The 19,436-nt window shown below is 68.9% G+C and carries 19 protein-coding genes; 14 read left to right on the top strand and 5 right to left on the bottom strand.

The genetic code is table 11. The annotated features are described in order from the left end of the window. Positions 1-79 precede the first annotated feature (79 nt). The 4 genes from ABZ385_RS15970 to ABZ385_RS15955 all read left to right on the top strand — a co-directional run bounded on the left by ABZ385_RS15970 (position 80) and on the right by ABZ385_RS15955 (position 3,239). Positions 80-1,132: a hypothetical protein gene (locus ABZ385_RS15970; RefSeq protein ID WP_358911789.1), complete on the top strand. Its 1,053-nt coding sequence runs from the start codon at positions 80-82 to the stop codon at positions 1,130-1,132. Between the two features lie 133 nt (positions 1,133-1,265). Next, positions 1,266-1,769 (top strand): DinB family protein, encoded by a 504-nt coding sequence (locus ABZ385_RS15965; protein WP_358911787.1) that lies wholly within the window; start codon positions 1,266-1,268, stop codon positions 1,767-1,769. A gap of 92 nt (positions 1,770-1,861) precedes the next feature. Continuing rightward, complete coding sequence (locus tag ABZ385_RS15960) at positions 1,862-2,158, top strand: hypothetical protein (RefSeq protein WP_358586458.1); 297 nt, start codon at positions 1,862-1,864, stop codon at positions 2,156-2,158. A gap of 229 nt (positions 2,159-2,387) precedes the next feature. Then, entirely contained in the window at positions 2,388-3,239 is an 852-nt protein-coding gene (locus ABZ385_RS15955) for a TIGR04222 domain-containing membrane protein (protein ID WP_358911785.1), read from the top strand. Positions 3,240-3,344: 105 nt separating this feature from the next. On the opposite strand, the gene ABZ385_RS15950 is transcribed toward ABZ385_RS15955, so the two are convergent. Both ABZ385_RS15950 and ABZ385_RS15945 read right to left on the bottom strand, forming a co-directional pair. Beyond that, on the bottom strand, positions 3,345-5,135 hold the full coding sequence (locus ABZ385_RS15950) for an acyl-CoA dehydrogenase (RefSeq protein WP_358911783.1): 1,791 nt from the start codon (positions 5,133-5,135) through the stop codon (positions 3,345-3,347). Between the two features lie 154 nt (positions 5,136-5,289). Beyond that, complete coding sequence (locus tag ABZ385_RS15945; protein WP_358911781.1) at positions 5,290-8,193, bottom strand: glycoside hydrolase family 48 protein; 2,904 nt, start codon at positions 8,191-8,193, stop codon at positions 5,290-5,292. Positions 8,194-8,544: 351 nt separating this feature from the next. Between ABZ385_RS15945 and ABZ385_RS15940 the strand changes: the two genes are divergently transcribed. The 7 genes from ABZ385_RS15940 (at position 8,545) to ABZ385_RS15910 (ending at position 15,416) form a co-directional block, all read left to right on the top strand. Next, entirely contained in the window at positions 8,545-9,933 is a 1,389-nt protein-coding gene (locus ABZ385_RS15940; RefSeq protein WP_358911779.1) for a cellulose binding domain-containing protein, read from the top strand. 68 nt (positions 9,934-10,001) lie between these two features. Continuing rightward, positions 10,002-11,726, top strand: a complete 1,725-nt coding sequence (locus ABZ385_RS15935; protein WP_358911777.1) for a glycoside hydrolase family 6 protein — start codon at positions 10,002-10,004, stop codon at positions 11,724-11,726. A gap of 173 nt (positions 11,727-11,899) precedes the next feature. Next, positions 11,900-12,787 (top strand): LysR family transcriptional regulator, encoded by an 888-nt coding sequence (locus tag ABZ385_RS15930; RefSeq protein ID WP_358911775.1) that lies wholly within the window; start codon positions 11,900-11,902, stop codon positions 12,785-12,787. Between the two features lie 95 nt (positions 12,788-12,882). After that, positions 12,883-14,442 carry an AMP-binding protein gene (locus tag ABZ385_RS15925; protein ID WP_358911773.1) on the top strand — a complete coding sequence of 520 codons (1,560 nt, stop codon included), beginning with the start codon at positions 12,883-12,885 and terminating at the stop codon, positions 14,440-14,442. Between the two features lie 22 nt (positions 14,443-14,464). Continuing rightward, complete coding sequence (locus ABZ385_RS15920) at positions 14,465-14,710, top strand: hypothetical protein (protein ID WP_358911771.1); 246 nt, start codon at positions 14,465-14,467, stop codon at positions 14,708-14,710. Between the two features lie 75 nt (positions 14,711-14,785). After that, positions 14,786-14,989: a hypothetical protein gene (locus ABZ385_RS15915; RefSeq protein ID WP_358911769.1), complete on the top strand. Its 204-nt coding sequence runs from the start codon at positions 14,786-14,788 to the stop codon at positions 14,987-14,989. A gap of 247 nt (positions 14,990-15,236) precedes the next feature. Beyond that, entirely contained in the window at positions 15,237-15,416 is a 180-nt protein-coding gene (locus tag ABZ385_RS15910; RefSeq protein ID WP_358911767.1) for a hypothetical protein, read from the top strand. Between the two features lie 94 nt (positions 15,417-15,510). Here ABZ385_RS15910 and ABZ385_RS15905 read toward each other — a convergent pair whose 3' ends face one another. Then, entirely contained in the window at positions 15,511-16,080 is a 570-nt protein-coding gene (locus tag ABZ385_RS15905) for a DUF4232 domain-containing protein (protein ID WP_358911765.1), read from the bottom strand. A 361-nt stretch (positions 16,081-16,441) separates the two neighbouring features. Beyond that, positions 16,442-16,921 (bottom strand): dihydrofolate reductase family protein, encoded by a 480-nt coding sequence (locus ABZ385_RS15900; protein WP_358911764.1) that lies wholly within the window; start codon positions 16,919-16,921, stop codon positions 16,442-16,444. Between the two features lie 5 nt (positions 16,922-16,926). Between ABZ385_RS15900 and ABZ385_RS15895 the strand changes: the two genes are divergently transcribed. Further along, positions 16,927-17,307, top strand: a complete 381-nt coding sequence (locus tag ABZ385_RS15895; protein ID WP_358911762.1) for a hypothetical protein — start codon at positions 16,927-16,929, stop codon at positions 17,305-17,307. A 361-nt stretch (positions 17,308-17,668) separates the two neighbouring features. Here ABZ385_RS15895 and ABZ385_RS15890 read toward each other — a convergent pair whose 3' ends face one another. Beyond that, positions 17,669-17,845, bottom strand: a complete 177-nt coding sequence (locus ABZ385_RS15890) for a hypothetical protein (protein ID WP_358911760.1) — start codon at positions 17,843-17,845, stop codon at positions 17,669-17,671. A 58-nt stretch (positions 17,846-17,903) separates the two neighbouring features. Here ABZ385_RS15890 and ABZ385_RS15885 point away from each other — a divergent pair, with 58 nt between their 5' ends. Together ABZ385_RS15885 and ABZ385_RS15880 are read left to right on the top strand one after the other, a co-directional pair. After that, positions 17,904-18,452, top strand: coding sequence for an RHS repeat domain-containing protein (locus ABZ385_RS15885; protein WP_358911758.1), 549 nt, complete (start codon positions 17,904-17,906; stop codon positions 18,450-18,452). Further along, positions 18,449-18,850 carry a hypothetical protein gene (locus ABZ385_RS15880; RefSeq protein WP_358911756.1) on the top strand — a complete coding sequence of 134 codons (402 nt, stop codon included), beginning with the start codon at positions 18,449-18,451 and terminating at the stop codon, positions 18,848-18,850. Before ABZ385_RS15885 ends, ABZ385_RS15880 begins: the two co-directional genes overlap by 4 nt. Positions 18,851-19,436: the final 586 nt, after the last annotated feature.

The raw sequence follows: 19,436 nt of genomic DNA, 5'->3' as shown, positions 1-19,436 counted from the left end.
CGCCCCCGCCCGCTCCCGGCCGGCCCGGCTCAGGGCCCGATAGACTCGGTCGCCGTACCGCACGGACACGGGGGATGGCATGAGCCAGGCGCTCTACAAGGAACAGTCGTGGAATCCACTGGCGCGGACCGTCGAGCTGACGGAGGAATCCCTGCGTCGAGGTGGCAAGGTCACGCCGCTGAGCGAGCTGAACCTGCCGGCCATGGCGGACGCGTTCCAGCGCGGCCAGTGGCTCGGGGGTGGCGGCTCGGAACGTCCGCTGGACCAGCTGGCCGCCGACAGCGGCCTCGTCCCGGTCACCCGCGTCACCGGTACGGCCGTCCCCGTGAAAGTACGCCAGGCGGCCGAGTTCGCGCGGCAACTCGGATCGTTGGCGGTACAGCACTGCGGCGGGCCCGAGCGCGTGCGTGCCCTGGCGGAGCAGGCGCGGGCGGAGGACGTACCGCTGTGGATGGCCCGACGGTACGCGCATGGGCCCGCCGGCCAGGTGAGCGTGGCGGTGGACCGCCGACTGGTCCGCGTGGACGTCTGGGGGCCGGACGTTCCTCGCGTACGGATACGGGCGCCGCGCGGTTTGCTGAGCAGCACCGCCGACCAGGCGCAAGGGCTGCGGATGAACGTCGGGGACGTATCGGCCGTTCTCGTCCTGCGGAAGAAGCTGCGCAAGGCCAAGAGCCATGTGCGGGCGCGGCTGCCCCAGGGGGTCTGGGAGCTGCGACGGGCGGACTCCACGAGTTCCTGGCTGCTGCGCGACGAGCGGCGGGTCGCATCGATACGGCGACCACCGCGCCGCCCCGACCTGGAACCCGGCACGGTGCTGCTGCCCCTGGCCGCCGTGCACTACGAGAGCACGGACCCCCTCGACACCGTCATGGCCCAGGCCTTCGCGGTGACCTTCGGCCTCGGCGACAACACGGGCACGGCCCGCTTCCGGCTCCGACGCCCGCACACCGGCTCCGGCGAGCCGGTCGCCACCGACGACGCCTGGGACCGTCCCTGGTTCAGCAACCTGGGCAGTGGTGGTGATGACAACGAACCGGGCGGCGGCGACGGCTGGGGTTCCGACGGTGGCGACGGGGGAGACGGCGGGGACGGCGGGGACGGGGGCGGTGACGGAGGCGGGGGAGACTAGGGCCGGTCCGGCGGCTCGGGGCGGGCGGCCCGCCGTCGTTGTAGCTCTCCCCGGAGAAGGCTCTGGGCGGAACAGGCGGGGTTCATCGAAAACGCCTCGACAGCGGGCACGGTGATCGGGGACGCTCTGCGCGATGACCACAATCAACGACACGCCGCCCGCATGGGACGAGCGTACCCAGCTCACCACGTTCCTCGACTACGCACGGGACACCGCCCGCGCCAAGTGCGCCGGGGTCTCCGCGGAGAACGCCCGTAAGGCGCTCCTGCCGGGTTCACCGCTGATGACCATGAGCGGAGTGATCAACCATCTCCGCTGGGTCGAGTACTACTGGTTCCAGGTGATCTTCCTCGGCGAGGAGGACCAAGCTCCTATGACGGACGAGGATCCCGACCGCGAGATGCGTATCGCCGTCGACTTCCCGCTCACGCAGTTGCTCGACGAGTACGCGGAACAGAGCGCCCGCTACCGCGAACTGGTCGCCGCGAACGACCTGGACAGGCGGGCCGAGGGAACCATCCGCAACGGCCTCCACGTCGACCTGCGCTGGATCCTTCTCCACCTCACCGAGGAGACGGCCCGCCACAACGGCCACCTGGACATTCTGCGCGAGATGCTCGACGGCACGACCGGCTAGCAGGGGGCGGAGCCACAGTCGGGCCCGGCCCCCGCCCAGGCGGGGCCCGCCGGCGCCGGCCGGTTGTCGGTGGCGGCTGGGAAGCTGATCGGATGAACGGAGACGAGCAGCTGCTGAACGGCCGCGTCTACGGCGCGGAGCACGACGACCCCTGTCCCGGCCCGCTCCCGCACCGGACCTACGCCGTACTGGTCGGCGGTCCGCTGGACGGCCTCCTGCTGGACATCCACGGCTGGCGGACCGAGGACGTCGACGCCGGCGTCGCCCTGACCACCGAGCTCTCCCGCTGGCCCGGCGGCCGCGCCCTGTACGACCCGCGCCCCGGCGAGCCCCGCCGACCCGGGCCAGGCGTCAGTTGCCGTCTCCACTACTCGGGCGACACACCATGACGCCCGTCGACACGGATGTTCGCGCCGAGCGCGCGCAGGTCCTTCCGCAACCTCTCATGCCAGGCGCTCGCCGCCACACTGCCCTGGTGGCACGGCCGTTGGAAGGTGCCCGCGACGGTGTGCAAGGGGCCGTCAACCACGTGGCGGCCAGGAGGGCGATCCCCCTGTTCCGCTCCTCTTGGCGGAGGGCGGTCCGGCGGCGGAGAATGTGGGACCGGGGGTGGATGGCATGTGGGTGGGCTGTGCGCTTTTTGTCTGGTGCCTGGTGGGGTGGGCGGCCCTGGGCGTCGTATTCGCTCGCAGGCGGCTGCGGCTGCTGCCGGTGGCGGCGTCCCCGGGGCCGGTGGAGCTGCCTCTCTACGGGCTCGCGTTCCTGTGCGGAGGGCGTCGACGGGTGGCACAGGCCGCGCTCGCGGTTCTGTGGCGGGCTGGTCTGATCGGCGTCGAGAACGACCGGATCGTCCTGACCGGGACCGCCGCCACTGCCACGGAGACGTACGACCCTGTCGAGCAGGCCGCCCTCGCGGCTTGCCGACCGGGCCGGTCCGTGCGGCCGAGGAGGGTGGAGAAGCGGACGAAGAGGAGTGTGGCCGTCCGCAGGATCGGTGACGCCCTCGCCCGGAGAGGACTGATCGTTCACCCGGCACGGCGTGCCCGAGTCGAGACCTGGCTCAGCACCCTCATCCTCCTGGCCGAGGGGGCTGCCTTCTTCGCCATGGCCGCACTGGTGGTCTGGGAGTCGGGCCACAACGACCAGGCGGGCATGGCCTCTGCCGTCGCGGCCGGCGCCGTGCTCCCGGCCGTGCTCACCCTGGCCCGGTCCGGCGCACAACCGCTGCCCACCGGACCGACGGACGAGGGGCGGCGGGTCATCTCCGAGCAAGCGACTCCGGCCGGAGGGACTTCTGATCACCAAGGCCCGCAGACTTTGTCCGCCCTCCGCCGTGCGGCAGCTCTGCGCGCAGTGGCCATCCACGGTCCGTCCAGCCCCGGCATGCCGCTCGACCTCGCTCGGGTCCTTCGCCGAGCCGAACCCTCGACCTGGCGACCGGACGACCCGGCCGGACTGGGCGGCCTCTAGACCGCTGAGCCGGCCACAGCTGTAGGTCTGGGGCCAGGGCAGCTGGTCCCACCGGTTCCGGCCGGCTCCTGCCGGGCCGGACCGGTGGTGGCCCAGGGGCTGTGGTCAGGGGCTTGTCAGCATGGGCAGGGTGGCGAGGTGTTCCTCGGGGACGGAGAAGGCTTCGGTGAGGGCCGGCAGGCAGGGAGCGAGCCGGGCGGTGAGGGTGTGCCGGGTCCGGGGCAGTGCGCGGACCTGTTCGGCGCTGAGGGCGCCTTCGGCCAGGAGGAGTCCACTGTGGGTTTGCACCTGGCTGAGCAGGAACAGGACGTACAGGTCGTTCAGCGCCGCCCGGGCGTGGGGGTCGGTCTTGCGGGTGAGGGCTGCGGCGAAGGCGTCGGCGGCCTGGCCGACGGTGTAGGCGTCGGCCAGGCTCAGAGCGGCGGCGGAGGCGTTGTTCCAGCGCGCGAGCGCGTCGCCGGGCTCACCGCGTCGCAGATCGTGCCGGGCGCTCGTGTGCCAGTGGCGCTCGGCGGTGGTGAGGCCCCGGCGCAGGAAGTCGGGGTCCTCCAGGCTCTCATGGCCGGTTGCCTTCGGGGGCCGGGGAGCGAGAGTGTGCCCAAAGATCATCTCGGCTGCGGCCTTGCACCAGATCGCGAGGTTGTCTCCCTCCGCGGTGATCGCTCCGTCCGCGTTGGCGGAGTACTCCGCCAGCCCGTTCACCGGGAACAGGGCGCGGGCGCCGCAACGCTCCCGGCTCTCGATCATGATCTCCCGGGCCTGCCAGGTGATCCACCCTTTGGCCAGGGCCACGAGCCGCTCGCTGTCGGCCTGTTCCCCGGGTTCGTGGGTGATCCAGCGTGCGGTGACCGTGCGGTGGAGGAAGGTCATCGCGTAGGCGGTGGCCACCCGTTCCAGCAGGCGGGAGTGGTGACTGCGGTGCGCGGCCAGCGGAACACGCCGGCCCGCCACCGGGCCGGAGATGTGGCGGGTGTGGGCGTAGCGGACGGCGATCGCCAGTGCCGCCCGGCTACCGCCGACCGCGCTGGCGCTCATGCACAGCTTTCCGACCGTCACCCGGGCGATCGCGTGCAGGAACCGTTTGCGCGCGCTGCCCACGGTGCTGGTGAAGCTGCCGTCCGCCAACAGCCGTCCGTGCTCGCCCTGGAGAAGCGCGGAACGCGGCAGGCGTACCTGGTCGAAGCTGGTGGTGCAGTGGTCCACCGGACTGCCGACGCGTTCGGGCAGTACGGTCACGGTGATACCCGGCAGTGTTCCATGATCGTCGCTCAGCGGGACGAGGAACAGGAAGACGCCTCGATCCTTGCCGTCGGCCAACAGCCGGGCCGCCACCACCGCGCTCTTGGGCCCCCCGGCCCCGCTGGTGTTGGGCATGTACTTCTGCGCCCCCTCGTTCGGGGTGTTCAGCACGAACTCCTCGCGCTGACGGTCGTAGCGGGCCCAGGTCTCCAGCGCGGCCGCGTCGTTGCCATGGGCGCGTTCGGTGCACAGGAAAGTGCCGGTGCGGACCAGGCCGGTGAAGGCGCTGAGGTCACGCGGCGGTGAAAGGCGGTCGTCGAGCAGGCTTCCGAGGAAGAGGTTGTAGTGGATGCCGGCCACCGTCGCCGTCGCGCCGTCCACCACCGCGGTCCACTCGTGCAGAGCGGCCAGTGCCCGCGGATCCTGCACCAGGGCCTCGGGGCGAAGCAGTTCGTCGTTGAGCGCCCGCAGCCGCTCGTAGGAGAGCTGCCACCGCTCTTCGGTGCCGGCATCGGCGCGGTGACGGAACAGGTCGGCCGAGATGGCCTTGCGCCATATCTCGTGGACGTCGACACCCTCGGCAAAGAGAACGTCGCTGAGTCGTGCACTGTCGAGGTCCGGGTGGGAGTCGGCCGCAGAATGAGTGTGAGTCGTCATGTCCGGACCAACGACCCGGGCCGGTGAACGGACACCGCTTCGGACACAAGAAATGATCAAAAGCGAGGGCGGCAAGGGGCCGGGCGCCGGGCAGGCCCCCCGGAAGAGGGCCTGCCCGGCGCCCGGTGTGCACGGAGCCGCCGTCAGCGGGGCGTTACTCGAGCAGCTCCGCGTACGAACCCATGGCGAGCGCGATGTCCGCCTGGGCCCAGAACCGGTGGTACGTGAACGTCGGCGCCGCCCCGCCGGCCAAGTACGCCTCGACCTTGGACCAGTTGGGGTCGTCCTTGTAGAAGGAGCGCAGCGAGGAGAAGGTCGACGAAGAGTCGATCTTGTCACCGTTGGGCATCGTGCCCGTCCAGCCGCTCGGCACGTAGACCGGGTCATCGAACCGGCTGTAGTCGGCCCGGGTCTCGGGCACGGCGATGCCAAGGGCGTCCTGGTTGTGCTCCCACATGCCGTCGAGCAGCGCCTTCGCGGTCGTCTTCGCCCGTGTGTCACCGGACTTGGCGGCGTAGTACGTCAGGGTTTTCGCGTACGCCGCGGCGACACCGACGTCGTCGGTGTAGTCGGCGACAGTGACGTGCAGGTCCCTGTTGGCGCCGGGACTCGAGGCGTTCCAGGTGTCGGGCTTGCCCGACCACTGGAGCGTGGAGGGGATCCGGAACGTGCCGTCGGGGTTGATGGTCGTCTTGGACAGGGCCCAGTCGACCCACTTGTCCAGGACCGCCTTGGCGTCGGCGTCACCCGATTCCTTGTAGTACTCGGCGACCCGCTCCATCGACCACGCCTGGAAGCCGAACCACTGGTTCGACGGTGGGTCGTGGTAGACCGGCGCCTCGTCGTAGTACATGCCGTAGAACGTGGGCGTGCCCGACGGCGGGGTGCTGTAGCTGCCGCCCCAGCTGTTCGTCGCGCCACCCGCGATGGCGCCCTCGTCCGACTGCAGCCAGCGGTAGAACTCGAGCTGCCGGTCCAGCGACTTGGCCCAGTCCGCCTGCCCCGTCGCCGACTTGGGTTTCAGATCGGCGGTGGAGGACAGCGCGTACGCGGCGAGCGGGTTCTGGTAGCCGCCGTGCGTGTGGCTCGACCCGATGCGCCAGGACCAGCCCGCCGAGGTGTCCGTCGCACCGCCCCAGGCGTAGTACCAGGACATCAGGTAGTGCGAGGCGTCCTTGCCGGTGCCGGCCGGGCAGGTGGTGGGCCCGACACAGTTTCCAATCTTCTTGAAGTACTTGTCGTACATCGAGTACCGCAGGTAGTCGCCCATCTTGGCGGCCTTGCCGACGGTCGCCGAGACGTCGGAGGCCTTGCCCTGCTGCTTGGCCCACACGTTGGCCCAGTAGGCGGCCTGCACCGCGCGGGCGTCGGCATCCGGGGCGTTGGTGAACTTCCACTGCCTGGCGTAGGAGGCGTCCCCGGTGAACAGGTCCAAGTACCCGTTCTTGCCACCGTACTTGAAGGCGTCACAGGTCGGCTGCGGCACCGTCTCCCACACCGACTCCTGCGCGCCGCGCTGGAAGGTGTTGATGTAGGAGGGGCCGGTGGCAGTCGGGCCCGCCTCGCACTTACCGGGTTCGTTGCCGTAGCCGTAGACGTTGTCGACGTCCTGCAGCCAGTGCATGCCGTAGATGTCGTCCGTACCGTAGGCGCTCTTGAGCTCTGCCGCGATCGGGTCGCTGCCGGCGGAGACCGACGGGTCGAGCTTCGCCGGGTACTGGGACGGCAGGTCGTGTTCCGGCGCGTACGTCGCGGGCTTCGAGGCGTTGTACGAGGAGTTCGTCGGCTGGTCGGCGTGGGTGGGGATCATGTACTTCTCCATGAGGCCCCACGCCCCGTTGAACTTCGACCAGTCGCCGCTGACCTTGCCGTACATCGCCTGGAGCCACAGGAGGTAGCTGTAGGCCTCCGACGTCGTCTCGTGGCCGTGGTCCGGGGCCTCGACGATCAGCGTCTCGACCGAGTGGTAGGGGATGCCCTCCGGTGAGAAGTAGCCGTTCGCCGGGTTGGTGATCTTCCCGTAGAGATCGAGGAAGCGGGCATCGTACGTCTTGGACGCGGCGAGCTGCGTGACGGTGACCGTGGCCTTGGTGTGGCCCGGGGCCGTCACGCCGAAGGTGGCCGCGCCCGTGCCGGAGGCGTCGGCCGTGACGGTCACTTTCTGCGCCGTGTTCCAGTTCGACGGCGTGAAGGTCAGGCTCGCGCCCGAGGACACGGACAGTCCGGAGTTGCCTCCCGTGCGGGCCGTCGTGACCGTGACGTCGGCTGTCGGCTGCGTCGACAGCTTGACGTTGAAGGTGCCGGACTTGCCCTGCTGGACGCCGAGTTGTGAAGGAGTGGCGACCAGGGCGGGGCCGGCCGCGACGGTGATGCCGACCGGTGTCGACTCGCCGGAGGCGCCCTGGCTGTCGTACGCCTTCGCGTACAGGGAGTGCGTCCCGGCCTTCAGGTTGTCCGTTCTGAGTTCGTACGGTGCGGTGGTGTCCGTGCCGAGCAGGGTCGTGTCGTCGTAGAACTCGACCTTGTCGACGCTTGCTCCGTCGGCCGCCGCGGCAGTGGCGGCGAGCGGGACGGCGTCGCCGGCCGAGTAGACGGCGCCGGCCTTCGGGCTGGTGAGCACCGTGATCGGCGGTTGATGAGCGCCCGCACACGTGACGCCGTTGACCGCGAAATCGGTGGGCACCGCATTCGTGCCGCTGTAGGTGAATTGCGCGCCTGCCGTGGCAGCGGCACCGGGCGCGATCTTCGCGTTGTACGAAAGGCTTTTCGCGGTGATCGCTTTACCGGACTGCGACCAGGTCGCATTCCAGCCGCTGGTCAGTTTCTGGTTGCCGCTGTGGGTGTAGGTGAGGGTCCAGCCGTCGATCGCCGTGGTGCCGCGATTGGTGATCGTCAGATCGGCGGTGAAGCCGGAACCCCAGTCGTTGGTCTTGTAGTCGACGCTGCATCCGACCGCCGCCGCGTCGGCGGTGGCGGGAAGAGCGGCGAGGGTGGCGAACGGTAGTGCCAGGGTGGCCGCGACGGCGGTCCACAACCGCCGGGCCCGTCTTTGTGGCATGCCCTGGTTCCTCCTTGGGTTCCGGAGAGTGAGGGGTGGCGTGGTGCTGGGGGATACAACCTGTGAACCAGTGGGAGCGCTCCCAAGGATGGGGACGCGGGAATTAAGGGTCAAGAGGCTTGAAGAGTCGAATTGATTCGACAGCGGGAATTCCCGATCCCCCTATTGCTCAACAACAGTTGGTTCTCTACAGTCCACCAGCAACCAGTGGGAGCGGTTCCATCAGTCGACGCGCCGGCCATGTGCCGGTCGCGCCCGAGCTGCGAGGAGTCGCTCATGCGCCACCCCCCGCGTCACGCGTTACACGCAACTCTGCTCGCGTGCGTCGTCTCGACGGCCACGCTCGTCCCCATGACCGACGCCGCGTCCGCGGCCGCCCCCGCGTGCTCGGTGGAGTACTCGATCACCAGCCAGTGGGACAGCGGCTTCCAGGCCGCCGTGAAGGTCACCAACAACGCTGCGGCCAAGGACGGGTGGAGCCTTTCCTTCGCCTTCGCCGACGGGCAGAAGGTCACTCAGGGATGGTCCGCGAAGTGGTCCCAGTCCCAGGCGACCGTGACCGCCACCAACGAGTCCTGGAACGGTGCGCTTCCCTCCGGCGCAAGCGTCTCGGTCGGGTTCATAGGGTCGCGGTCGGGTGCCAACACCGCCCCGACAGTCTTCAAGCTGAACGGCACGACCTGCGACATCGACGGCACGGACCCCACCGACCCGGGCGGCGAGGGGAAGGCCCCCGCCCTGAAGGTCTCCGGGAACAAACTCGTCGACACCTCCGGTGCCACCCGGCGGATCCTCGGTGTGAACCGCTCCGGCGCCGAGTTCATGTGCGTACAGGGCTACGGAATCTTCGACGGCCCGGTCGACGACGCATCCGTCGCGGCCATCGCCGACTGGAAGGCCAACGCCGTCCGGATCCCGCTCAACGAGGAGTGCTGGCTCGGCCTCGACAACATCAAACCCGAATACGGCGGCGACAACTACCGCGCCGCCATCAAGGAGTTGGTCACCAAGGTCAAGGCCCACGGCATGACGCCCATCCTGGAGATGCACTGGTCCTACGGCCGGTACACCGGGAACTCGGCCGGCTGCGCCGACGTCCACGCCACCTGCCAGAAGCCGATGCCGGACGCCCGATACGCTCCCGACTTCTGGGCGTCGGTCGCGAGCACCTACAAGGACGATCCGACGGTCGTCTTCGATCTCTTCAACGAACCCTATCCGGACCGAGCCACTTCCAACACAGCTCAGGCGTGGGCCTGTTGGAAGGACGGCGGCACCTGCCCCGGCATCGACTACGAAGTCGCCGGCATGCAGGACCTCGTCGACTCCGTCCGCGCCACGGGCGCCAAGAACGTGATCCTCGCGGGCGGCCTCGCCTACTCCAACGACCTCGGCCAATGGCTCGCCCACCGGCCATCCGACCCGGCCGGCAATCTCGCCGCGGCCTGGCACGTCTACAACTTCAACACCTGCTCCACCGAGAGCTGCTGGGACTCCACGCTGGGGCCCGTCGCCGCCCAAGTGCCGCTGGTGGCGGGGGAGATCGGCGAGAACACCTGCTCGCACGGGTTCATCGACCGCGTCATGAAGTGGTTCGACGACCGCGAGCAGTCCTACCTCGGCTGGACGTGGAACACCTGGGACTGTTCCTCCGGCCCGTCCCTGATCAGCTCCTACGACGGCACACCGACAGCCTTCGGGACCGGCCTGCGCGATCACCTGCGCACCGTGAACGGATGACCGCCTCACACCGCACAACCACCTCACACCGCACGACTCTCCTCATCTCGGAAGGGACACCGCACACCATGAGCCGCATCACATCGAGAGCCGGCACCGCCGCGCTCACCGTACTCGCCCTCACCGGCGCCGCCGGCGCGGGCACCGCCGTCGCGCAGCCCGACGCCGTGTCGGCGGCGCCGGCCTGCAGCGTCGACTACAAGGTGCAGAACCAGTGGGACAGCGGCTTCACCACCGCCGTCACCGTCACCAACAACGGCGCCGCGGTCAACGGCTGGAACCTCACCTGGTCCTACGCGGGCAACCAGAAGGTCACCAACGGCTGGAACGCCGACATCAGCCAGGCCGGGGCCGCCGTCACCGCCAAGAACGCCTCCTACAACGGCTCCCTGTCCACCGGCGCCTCCGCCTCCTTCGGCTTCAACGCCTCCTACAGCGGCAGCAACGCCCTGCCCACCACCTTCAAGCTGAACGGCGTCACCTGCAACACGGACACCGATCCCACGGATCCCACGGATCCCACCGATCCCCCCGGACCCGGGGGCCGCGTCGACAACCCGTACGCCGGAGCGAAGGTGTACGTGAACCCGGAGTGGGCCGCGCACGCCAAGGCCGAACCCGGCGGCGCCCGCATCGCGAACCAGCCCACCGGTGTCTGGCTCGACCGCATCGCGGCCATCAACGGTGTCGGCGGCGGCATGGGCCTGCGCGACCACCTCGACGCGGCGCTCGCCCAGAAGGGCAGCGGCGAAGAAGTCGTCCAGCTCGTCGTCTACAACCTGCCGGGCCGCGACTGCTCCGCCCTGTCCTCCAACGGCGAACTGGGCCCCACAGAGATCGACAAGTACAAGAGGGACTTCATCGACCCCATCGTCACGATCCTCGCCGACCCCAAGTACAAGGATCTGCGCATCGTCACCTCGATCGAGATCGACTCGCTGCCCAACCTGGTCACCAACGTCTCCGGCCGCCCCACGGCCACGCCCAACTGCGACGTGATGAAGACCAACGGCAACTACCAGAAGGGCGTCGGCTACGCCCTCGACAAGCTCGGTGACATCGGCAACGTCTACAACTACATCGACGCGGGCCACCACGGCTGGCTCGGCTGGGACGACAACTTCGGCCCCTCCGCCGAGCTGTTCAAGGCGACCGCCTCCGCCAACGGCGCGAAGCTGTCCGACGTCCACGGCTTCATCGTGAACACGGCCAACTACAGCGCACTCAAGGAGGACCACTTCGCCATCGGCGACACGGTCGCGGGCAAGTCGGTGCGCGAGTCCAAGTGGGTCGACTGGAACCGCTACACCGATGAGCTGTCGTACGCCCAGGCCATGCGCACCAAGCTGGTGTCGCTCGGCTTCGACCAGAACCTCGGCATGCTGATCGACACGTCCCGCAACGGCTGGGGCGGCACGGCACGGCCCACTGGCCCCGGGGCCACCACGAGCGTCGACACGTACGTGGACGGCGGGCGCTACGACCGCCGCATCCACCTCGGCAACTGGTGCAACCAGTCCGGCGCCGGCCTCGGCGAACGGCCGCAGGCCAACCCGGCCACCGGCATCGACGCCTACGTGTGGATGAAGCCCCCGGGCGAGTCCGACGGCTCGAGCAAGGCCATCGACAACGACGAGGGCAAGGGTTTCGACCGCATGTGCGACCCCACGTACACCGGTAACCCGCGCAACAACTACCACATGTCCGGAGCGCTGCCCAACGCACCAGTGGCCGGCCACTGGTTCTCCGCCCAGTTCCAGGAGCTCATGAAGAACGCCTACCCCGCGCTGTAGGCACCCTGGAATCCGCCGGGGCCTGGGAGGGAACGCTCCCCAGGCCCCGGCGGCCCGCCGCGGGCCCACGAAGCGGGTACCAGGTAGACAAAGAACAAGCTCAGCGGACACCCCCGCCAACATGCCCCGCGTCCGGAGGACCCGCCGCATGGGGACGGGACGAGACTGTCCCCATGGATCTTCTCTCACTGCGCTGCTTCCAAGCCGTGGCCCGCCATCAGCACATCAGCCGCGCCGCACAGGAACTGCGCGTCGCCCAGCCGTCGGTGAGCCGCACGATCAGTCGGCTGGAATCGGACCTCGGGGTCCTGCTGTTCGATCGACAGGGCCGCCGGATACGGCTCAACGAGCACGGCGCGGCGTTCCTGCGGCGGGTCGACCGGGCCATGGCCGAACTGGACGACGCGCGGCGCGAGATGGCGGATGCCGCCGGCGCCGGCCCGGGACGGGTCGCCATCGCCGCGGAGACGTTGATGCAACTGGCTGAGGTGCTGGCCGCCTTCCGGGCGCACAGCCCCGGCGTGAAGGTGCGCCTGCTCCAGGCCTCGGCGCAGTCGATGCGGCGCCATCTTGCCGCTGCGGAGGTGGACTTCGCCCTCGCGTCGCAGCCGCTGGCCGGTCCGGGCCTGGACGCGGTGACGCTGCTGCGGGAGGAGGTGTTCCTCGCCGTGCCGTACGGTCACCGCCTGGCGGATCGGGAGCACGTCACGGTGTCCGAGCTGGCCGAGGAGGAGTTCGTCAGTACACGCGCCGGCCATTGGCAACGCGTGCTCCTGGAGGCCCTGTTCGCCCGTGAGGGCCTGCAACCACGGGTGATATGTGAGGGCGACGAAGCCGCGGCCACGCCGCGGCTCATCGGGACCGGCCTCGGCATCGGCCTGATGCCCGCCGTCGCACGACGTGCGATGGGCGAACACGAGCTCGTGGCCTGGGCGCGCCTCGACACCCCGGACGCCCACCGCACCCTCAGCCTCGTGTGGCGTCGGGACGCCTACCTCTCGCCGGTGGCCAAGACGTTCCGTCGACTGGCCGTCGACCACTTCATGCCTCACTCGTCATGAACACATGACACAACTGGTCGTGGAAGGCATGAACGGAAGTCTCTAGCGTCGGGTTCACCCACCGGACCCTGATCCCCTCGAACGGGAGCGCTGAAATGTCACGGCATCACGGAGCACCGACCCCCTTCACCAGTTACGTCGAGGCCGTCCTCGACACCTTGTCCACCGCCCCGCAGCGCACCGTCCTCACGAACGCAGAGGGGCGCACGACCAATGGCGGCGACTTCCGCGACCAGGTGTACAGGCTGGCGGCGGAACTGCGACAGCGCGGAGCGGTCGTCGGCACCACGGTCGCCCTGCTCACCGGCAACACCGTGGAAGCCCTGATCGCCCGCTACGCGGCCAACCTCGCCGGCGCGCGAGTGGTCTGCCTGTACGACGGCATGAGCGCACCGACCATGGCGAGCATCGTGACCAGCGCCGACTGCCACATGCTCCTGGCGGACACGCGACAGCGGCATCTCGCGGAGGAACTGCGGCAGGAGCCGCTGCCATCGGCGCAAGGATTCCCCATGCTGTTCCTGGGGCCGAGCACGGACGGCGAGGACGTCCTGGCCCAGGCCCTCCGGCACCCGGCGAGACCACTGCCGTCGCCGGTGGGTCCGGACGACGACTGGCGCATCGGCTACACCGGAGGCACCACCGGAGTGCCCAAGGGCATCCGCATGACGCACGGCCCCCACCGCAGCGGGATCGAGGCCCGGCTCACGGACGCCGGTGACCCGCCGCGCTTCCTGGCCTGCACCCCCCTGGCCCATCTGGCGGGGCTCCTGGTCGACGGCACCCTCCGTCAGGGCGGATCGGTGGTACTGCGCCACGGTTTCGAGCCCGCCGACGTACTGGCCACCATCGAGCGCGAACGCATCACCCACACCTGGCTGTTGCCACCGCTGCTGTACCAACTCCTCGACCACCCGGCACTGAGCGCCACCGACCTGTCGAGCCTGGGGCGCATCACCTACGGTGGCACCGCTGCCTCCCCGGCCCGGTTGCGCCAGGCGGCAGCGGCTCTGGGCCCCGTGCTGTACGGCTGGTACGGGCAGGCCGAGGCCCAGCTCATCACCGAAACGGGCCCCGACGAACAGGAGATGACCGGAGCTGACGGACACCTGACCGTCGGCAGAGCCCTGCCGGGCGTACACATCGATGTCCGCGACGCCGACGGCGTCTCACTCCCCACCGGGAGCCGCGGTGAGGTACTCGTCCGCTCCCCCTACGCGATGCAGGGCTACTGGAAACAGCCCGAACTCACCGCCCAGGTGCTGCGCGACGGCTGGGTGCACACCGGTGACGTCGGCTATCTGGACGACAAGGGCTATCTCTACATCGTGGACCGGCTCAAGGAGATGATCGTGGTCGTCGGCGGCCACGTCTACCCCGCCGAGTTGGAGGAGTTGCTGCTGAGCCACCCCGCCGTCGCCCAGTGCACGGTCTTCGGCGACCGGGACGACGAAGCAGTTGAGCACGTCCACGCCGCCGTGGTGCCCGCTGCCGGACACGAGCCCGACCTGGCGGAGATCCGCGAGTTCGTCACCACCCGCAAAGGTCGGCTCTACGCCCCCGAAACACTCCACGTGCTGCCCGCCCTCCCTCTGACCGCGGTGGGCAAACCCGACCGCCAGCGTCTGCGTGCGCAACTGAAAACCCGTCCTTGAACCCCGGCGGAGGGAACAGGCGATGCAACAGAAGGCCGCACTGGAGGAGCCTGTCGTGGTTGTGCTCGGAAAGCTTCCGGTGACGGGGGGAGCCGACCGCGGCGAGAACCGTTTCGCGAAACGCAATGCCACCCACCTGCGGCTCGACACGACCAAGCAGTCCTTGCCCCCGATGGTGCATCCCGAGATCACCATCGTCTGGACCGACTCGGCCGACGCGGGCAAGGTTGCGGGTGGCCGGATCAGATCCGAAGCTGTGGCGGCATGACGACGAGGTGAAGACGTCACTGTCATTGAGATCCGTCATCCTGGTCACGTACGGAATGATCGGAAGGGGAAAGACATGAAGTGGACTCCTCGCCGGGCGGCAGGCCTGCTGACCGTGGGAAGCGTGGCCATGGCACTCCTCGTCGGCCCGACCGCCGCCGAGGCGACCGAACTCACCCCCCAGTGCACCGGCGGCTGCGCCCAGTCCACCCCGGACGGCTTCCAGGTGTCTTCCACCCCAGAGATCCTGAGCACCGACGGCAACTGGGAACCCCACTAGGCTCACCCGTCACGTCACCACCCGAGGCGCCCTGCCGAACTCTCTCTGCCGAACTCTCTCTGGTAGGGCGCCTCTGCCCTTAAGTGGGAAGGTCCCCGCTCCGGTCACTGGCTGCGAGTCGACGCCTGCCGCGATACCCCGGTACCCCAGGGCTCGGTGACTCGCTGCTCCCGTTCGCGACTGAAAACATCGACGCGGTTACGTACAGCGGGCAGACCTGGTGGTGCGGGCGTCGGCCAAGGTGCCGGTGATACTGCCGGAGGTCGACCGCCGCCCCGAAGCCGCGCACGACCTGGTCCCGGTGACGTTCGTGTTCGCGGACACCACCGAGGTACAGGAGGGCGACCGCCGCTACTGGGGACCGCACCGGTACGACCCCCTCCACCTGAGCGGCAGGTCAGCGGCTCAGCGTCCTTTGGTGCGCTGAGTCGCTAACCTGCACGTATGCGCAATTCCTCGTAGACGTGCAGGTCAGAGGCTTGCGATCGTCATGCAGGCTGCTCGACTTGTGGGGACGGGGGTCAGGAAGGCTTGACCGCCGAGACCGGGGTGACGGTCACCTTGTCGTCGCACTCGGCCCACACCCCGTCGTTCAGGGCGACCTGGTGCTTCCCGGAGAGCGGCAGCCCGATGACCATCGTCGGATACGCCTTCGGGGCCTTGCCCGACTTGCAGTAGCCGTCGCCCTCGCCCTGGACCTGGACGAAGGTCAGCTTCACCCACGCCTTGCCGTGCGGCCGGACCTTCACGGTGGTCGCCCTGCCGGTGGGGGTGACCTTGAGCGGGGTGTTGTGGGAGGGGGAGCCGTTGCCGGCGCCCGCGACCGTCGGGTGGCCCTTCAGGACGCACGTCTTCCCGGAGAGGTTGGTGAACCGCACGACCGCCGCGCCGGTCCCGGTCCCGACGGGCGGGTGGGCGGCCTGCCAGGCGCTGACCTGGAGAGCGGAGGCCCGGCAGGCGGGCGGCGGGGTGGAGGTGGTGGTGCTCGCTGCCATGGCGGTGCCGGGCAGGATGCCGGTGACCGCCGCCGCGACGGCGGTGACCGCCGTCGTCGCCAGAGCCGCCCTGCGAATGCCGTTGCTGTGACGCATGCTGTCGTCCCCCTGAGTCGTCTCGTCCGCGGGTTTCGGTCGTTGATTGTTGACCCGCGGTACGAGTGGTACGTGAGTGCAGATAGGGCAGGAGAGCGGCAGGGTTCCGAGCGGCGATCACCTGTGACAGAACGGTGACGACAGGCTGCACCCGTGCAGATGGCCCTCAGGGGAAGACAGAAGCACCTCCAGCGCGCTACAGCTTTTACGCTCGTTGAGCTCTGCCTGGTCGTAAAGGTCGGCGTCGACATCGCCCGCGACGCCTCCGGCCGCCGCTGACGCCATCTGGCCCGCTGACACCACGCTCGACCCGAGCTTTCTCCCACCGACGTTCCCAGGGGGAGCGCCGAGGCTGGGACCGTTACCGCGTCCGGACGTTGTAGGTCAGGTGCGTCACCTTTGGGGAGGACTCCGTACGGACCGCCTCCAGGGCCACGCGACCCGCGTCCACGCCGTCGAACAGGCGGATTCCGGAGCCGAACAGCACCGGTGACAGCGCGATCGAGAACTCGTCTACCAGGCCCGCGTTCACGTACTCCAGGATCGTCGCGCCGCCGCCCGCGATGCGGACGTCGCGGTCGCCGGCGGCCTCGCGGGCCTGGTCGAGCGCGGCCTCGATGCCATCGTTGACGAAGTGGAAGGTGGTCCCGCCCGACCGCTTCCAGGGGTCACGCTTCTCATGCGTCACGACGAAGACCGAGGTGTGGAACGGCGCCTCTTCCGGCCACATCTGCTCGCCGGCGTCGAACATGCGCTTGCCCATCACGCTCGCGCCGGTGCGCTCGAATGTCTCCCGCACGATGTCGTTGTCGCGCCCCTCCTCTTTCGCAGACAGGAACATTTGTCATGAGCACTCTCAGACTCGCCGGAAAGTCATCCGTCGCCGTCGCACTGGCCTGCGCAGCCACGCTGATGATGCCAGCCACTCCGGCCGCCGCCTCGGACTGGGACCGCAACTGCTACAGCATCTCGGCCCCCTACAAGGGCATCAGCGAGATCATCGGCAAGGCCGGCAAGACCCGCAGCGGCTGTACGGATGCCACCATCTCCCTGCAGCGTCACCGCTGGTACGGCTGGGAGGAAGTGGACTGGACCCCGCTTGAGAGCGGCACCAAGATGGCGTGGTGGACCTGCACGGGTTCTGGCACGTACACCTACAAGACCGTCGTTGGCGTCGACTCCAACCTCGCCACCTACGAAAGCGCTGAACGCCGGCTGACCTGCTAAGAAGCCATTTCATTTGGCCATTCAGCGGTGGCATATGAGGGCGGCTGCGATGGCGGTGAGTGCGCCTGATTCTAAAGCTCTGGCCGCCATCGGCTCGGTACCCTCGCCATGACCAGGGAGACGATCGTGACTGTCGAGTCCATCGCGAACCCGCGGGCCGCTCCAACAGACCGTAGCTGAGCTGAGCTTCGAGGCGGGGGCGGCAGACGGCCACCGACCCGGAGCGCGCGGAGCACCTGATGGCTGCCACCGCCGCCATGGAGGAAACCTTGCAGCGCACCGCCTCCGCCCGGCCGTAGCCACTGCTTTAGTAGCCGCGCGCGGTGACCGAGAAGAGCAGCGTCGCGCCTTCTGGGCCTTCCTAGTGGGCCGGGACGACGGCGGCCTGGCGGGCGGCACCGCTGTGGACCCACCTCCCCCGGGTGAAGCGGACCTGATCGGCCGCCCAGTTGCCCGCCCGCTGTCTCGGGCGCAGTCGACCGAGCAGATAGTCGGCCGTGAGCGCGGCGGCTGCAATATCGATGCCGCCTACGTCCATCGCATCCCGATCGCGGGCACTGCTCTACCCGTTCTAGGGACAGCGTCGAAGCCCCGGTATGGGCGGCGGCAGCGTCTCCTACACCTACAACCCCGCCACCCCCACCTGCGGCGGCTTCGAGGGCCAGCGGTGTGCGGCCGAGACGAAGATGTCGTCGACGAAGACGGTCAAGACGTCCTTCGCCTACGACGCCAAGGGCAACCTCACCAAGGTCACACCCCCCAAGCCGCTGGGCGAGACCACCTACACCTACGACAGCCTCGGGCGCACGGAGACCCTCACCGATGGCCGGGGCATCAAGAAGGTCTTCGTCTACGACAACCTCGACCGGGTCAAGACCGTCTCGACCACCAACGACACGGTCCGCTACTACTACGACGGCGACGGCAACCTCGCCCAGCGCACCGACTCCACCGGCACCATCAAGTACGCCTTCGACCCGCTCCAGCGCGAGACCGTCCGCACCTCCAGGACGGCTCCCAGACCCTGCTCGCCTACACCCCCGCGGGCAACGTCGACTTCTACCAGGACCCGGCCGGCAAGGTCGACTACACCTGGAACGAGGTCAACAAGCTCAAGGAGTTCAAAGACCCGCAGGGCCGGGTGACGACGTACAAGTACAACCGCAACGATGTACGCACCGAGACCGCCTACCCGGGCGGCACCGTGCAGGCCGTCGACGTCGACAACTCCAGCAGCCCGGAGAAGATCACGGCGAAGTCCTGCAAGGGCACCCTGGTCGACCTGGCCGACATCTACGGCTACGGCGCCGACGCCAAGACCGACGGCGACAAGATCCGCACCAAGACCGACACCGTCGCCGGCAGGAAGACCAAGCGCACCGTACGGGCGGCCCCGTTCCGCCGCCAGGGCCCACGACACGCTCCCGGCGCCGCCGGCCTCGTGACGCAGCAGGGCCCGGCCGTCCCGCCGGATCACCGTGATCCGGCGGGACGGCGCTCGGCGGCGGTGACGACATCAGTGAGCGCGTGGAAGCAGATCTGATGCCTCGACCGCGTGGTGAACGTAGGGGTGGTGAGGCCGATCTGCAGGGACCGGGCGTAGCGCAGCGCGGTGGCCTGACGGCTGTCGGCCTCACGGACGGCCAGGACCACGAGCTCGACCGGGGACCCGCCGATCGCACGGCAGTGGCTGGCGAAATGTCTTTCCTGGGGCGTGACCGAGGTGGCTGAACTTCAGGCCTGAGTGCCGGTGGCCCAACACCGTGAGTGATCACGTTGTGGCAGCGCTTCTCGGGGGTGGCCAATTTCTGGTTGGTACAGACCAAGTGCTCAGGGTGTCTCATCGGCAAGCTTGTGCCCCGGAATAGCAAGGATCAGTCGACGCGTTCGCCACGCACCTCTCGGGCAAGGTTGCCGGTCGTCTTAAGAGCTGAGCTTGGCGCGTTCAGCATGGACCCCTCATTTGACCGGTTACCGTGCGTAGCGCACATCAGACTTCGCGTGAGAAGGTGCAAGTTCGTCAAATGCTGCTATTTCGGCTGCCAGTATCCATGCAGGTGGTAGGAATTGTGTTCTAGTTCACATTGACGCCGGGAGCCTTGGGGCGTTGACTCGCACGGTCTGTGCAG

Origin of the sequence: Streptomyces sp. NPDC005898 (assembly GCF_040629635.1) — a bacterium.
In the GTDB taxonomy this organism is placed as follows: domain Bacteria; phylum Actinomycetota; class Actinomycetes; order Streptomycetales; family Streptomycetaceae; genus Streptomyces.
The sequence above is the reverse complement of the archived record's forward strand: the minus strand, read 5'-3'. Positions and strand labels throughout refer to the sequence as shown.

Coding starts and splice junctions, on each gene's coding strand:
- ABZ385_RS15970 (WP_358911789.1), top strand. CDS start 80: ATGAGCCAGGCGCTCTACAAGGAACAGTCGTGGAATCCACTGGCGCGG.
- ABZ385_RS15965 (WP_358911787.1), top strand. CDS start 1,266: ATGACCACAATCAACGACACGCCGCCCGCATGGGACGAGCGTACCCAG.
- ABZ385_RS15960 (WP_358586458.1), top strand. CDS start 1,862: ATGAACGGAGACGAGCAGCTGCTGAACGGCCGCGTCTACGGCGCGGAG.
- ABZ385_RS15955 (WP_358911785.1), top strand. CDS start 2,388: ATGTGGGTGGGCTGTGCGCTTTTTGTCTGGTGCCTGGTGGGGTGGGCG.
- ABZ385_RS15950 (WP_358911783.1), bottom strand. CDS start 5,135: ATGACGACTCACACTCATTCTGCGGCCGACTCCCACCCGGACCTCGAC.
- ABZ385_RS15945 (WP_358911781.1), bottom strand. CDS start 8,193: ATGCCACAAAGACGGGCCCGGCGGTTGTGGACCGCCGTCGCGGCCACC.
- ABZ385_RS15940 (WP_358911779.1), top strand. CDS start 8,545: ATGACCGACGCCGCGTCCGCGGCCGCCCCCGCGTGCTCGGTGGAGTAC.
- ABZ385_RS15935 (WP_358911777.1), top strand. CDS start 10,002: ATGAGCCGCATCACATCGAGAGCCGGCACCGCCGCGCTCACCGTACTC.
- ABZ385_RS15930 (WP_358911775.1), top strand. CDS start 11,900: ATGGATCTTCTCTCACTGCGCTGCTTCCAAGCCGTGGCCCGCCATCAG.
- ABZ385_RS15925 (WP_358911773.1), top strand. CDS start 12,883: ATGTCACGGCATCACGGAGCACCGACCCCCTTCACCAGTTACGTCGAG.
- ABZ385_RS15920 (WP_358911771.1), top strand. CDS start 14,465: ATGCAACAGAAGGCCGCACTGGAGGAGCCTGTCGTGGTTGTGCTCGGA.
- ABZ385_RS15915 (WP_358911769.1), top strand. CDS start 14,786: ATGAAGTGGACTCCTCGCCGGGCGGCAGGCCTGCTGACCGTGGGAAGC.
- ABZ385_RS15905 (WP_358911765.1), bottom strand. CDS start 16,080: ATGCGTCACAGCAACGGCATTCGCAGGGCGGCTCTGGCGACGACGGCG.
- ABZ385_RS15900 (WP_358911764.1), bottom strand. CDS start 16,921: ATGTTCCTGTCTGCGAAAGAGGAGGGGCGCGACAACGACATCGTGCGG.
- ABZ385_RS15895 (WP_358911762.1), top strand. CDS start 16,927: ATGAGCACTCTCAGACTCGCCGGAAAGTCATCCGTCGCCGTCGCACTG.
- ABZ385_RS15890 (WP_358911760.1), bottom strand. CDS start 17,845: ATGGACGTAGGCGGCATCGATATTGCAGCCGCCGCGCTCACGGCCGAC.
- ABZ385_RS15885 (WP_358911758.1), top strand. CDS start 17,904: ATGGGCGGCGGCAGCGTCTCCTACACCTACAACCCCGCCACCCCCACC.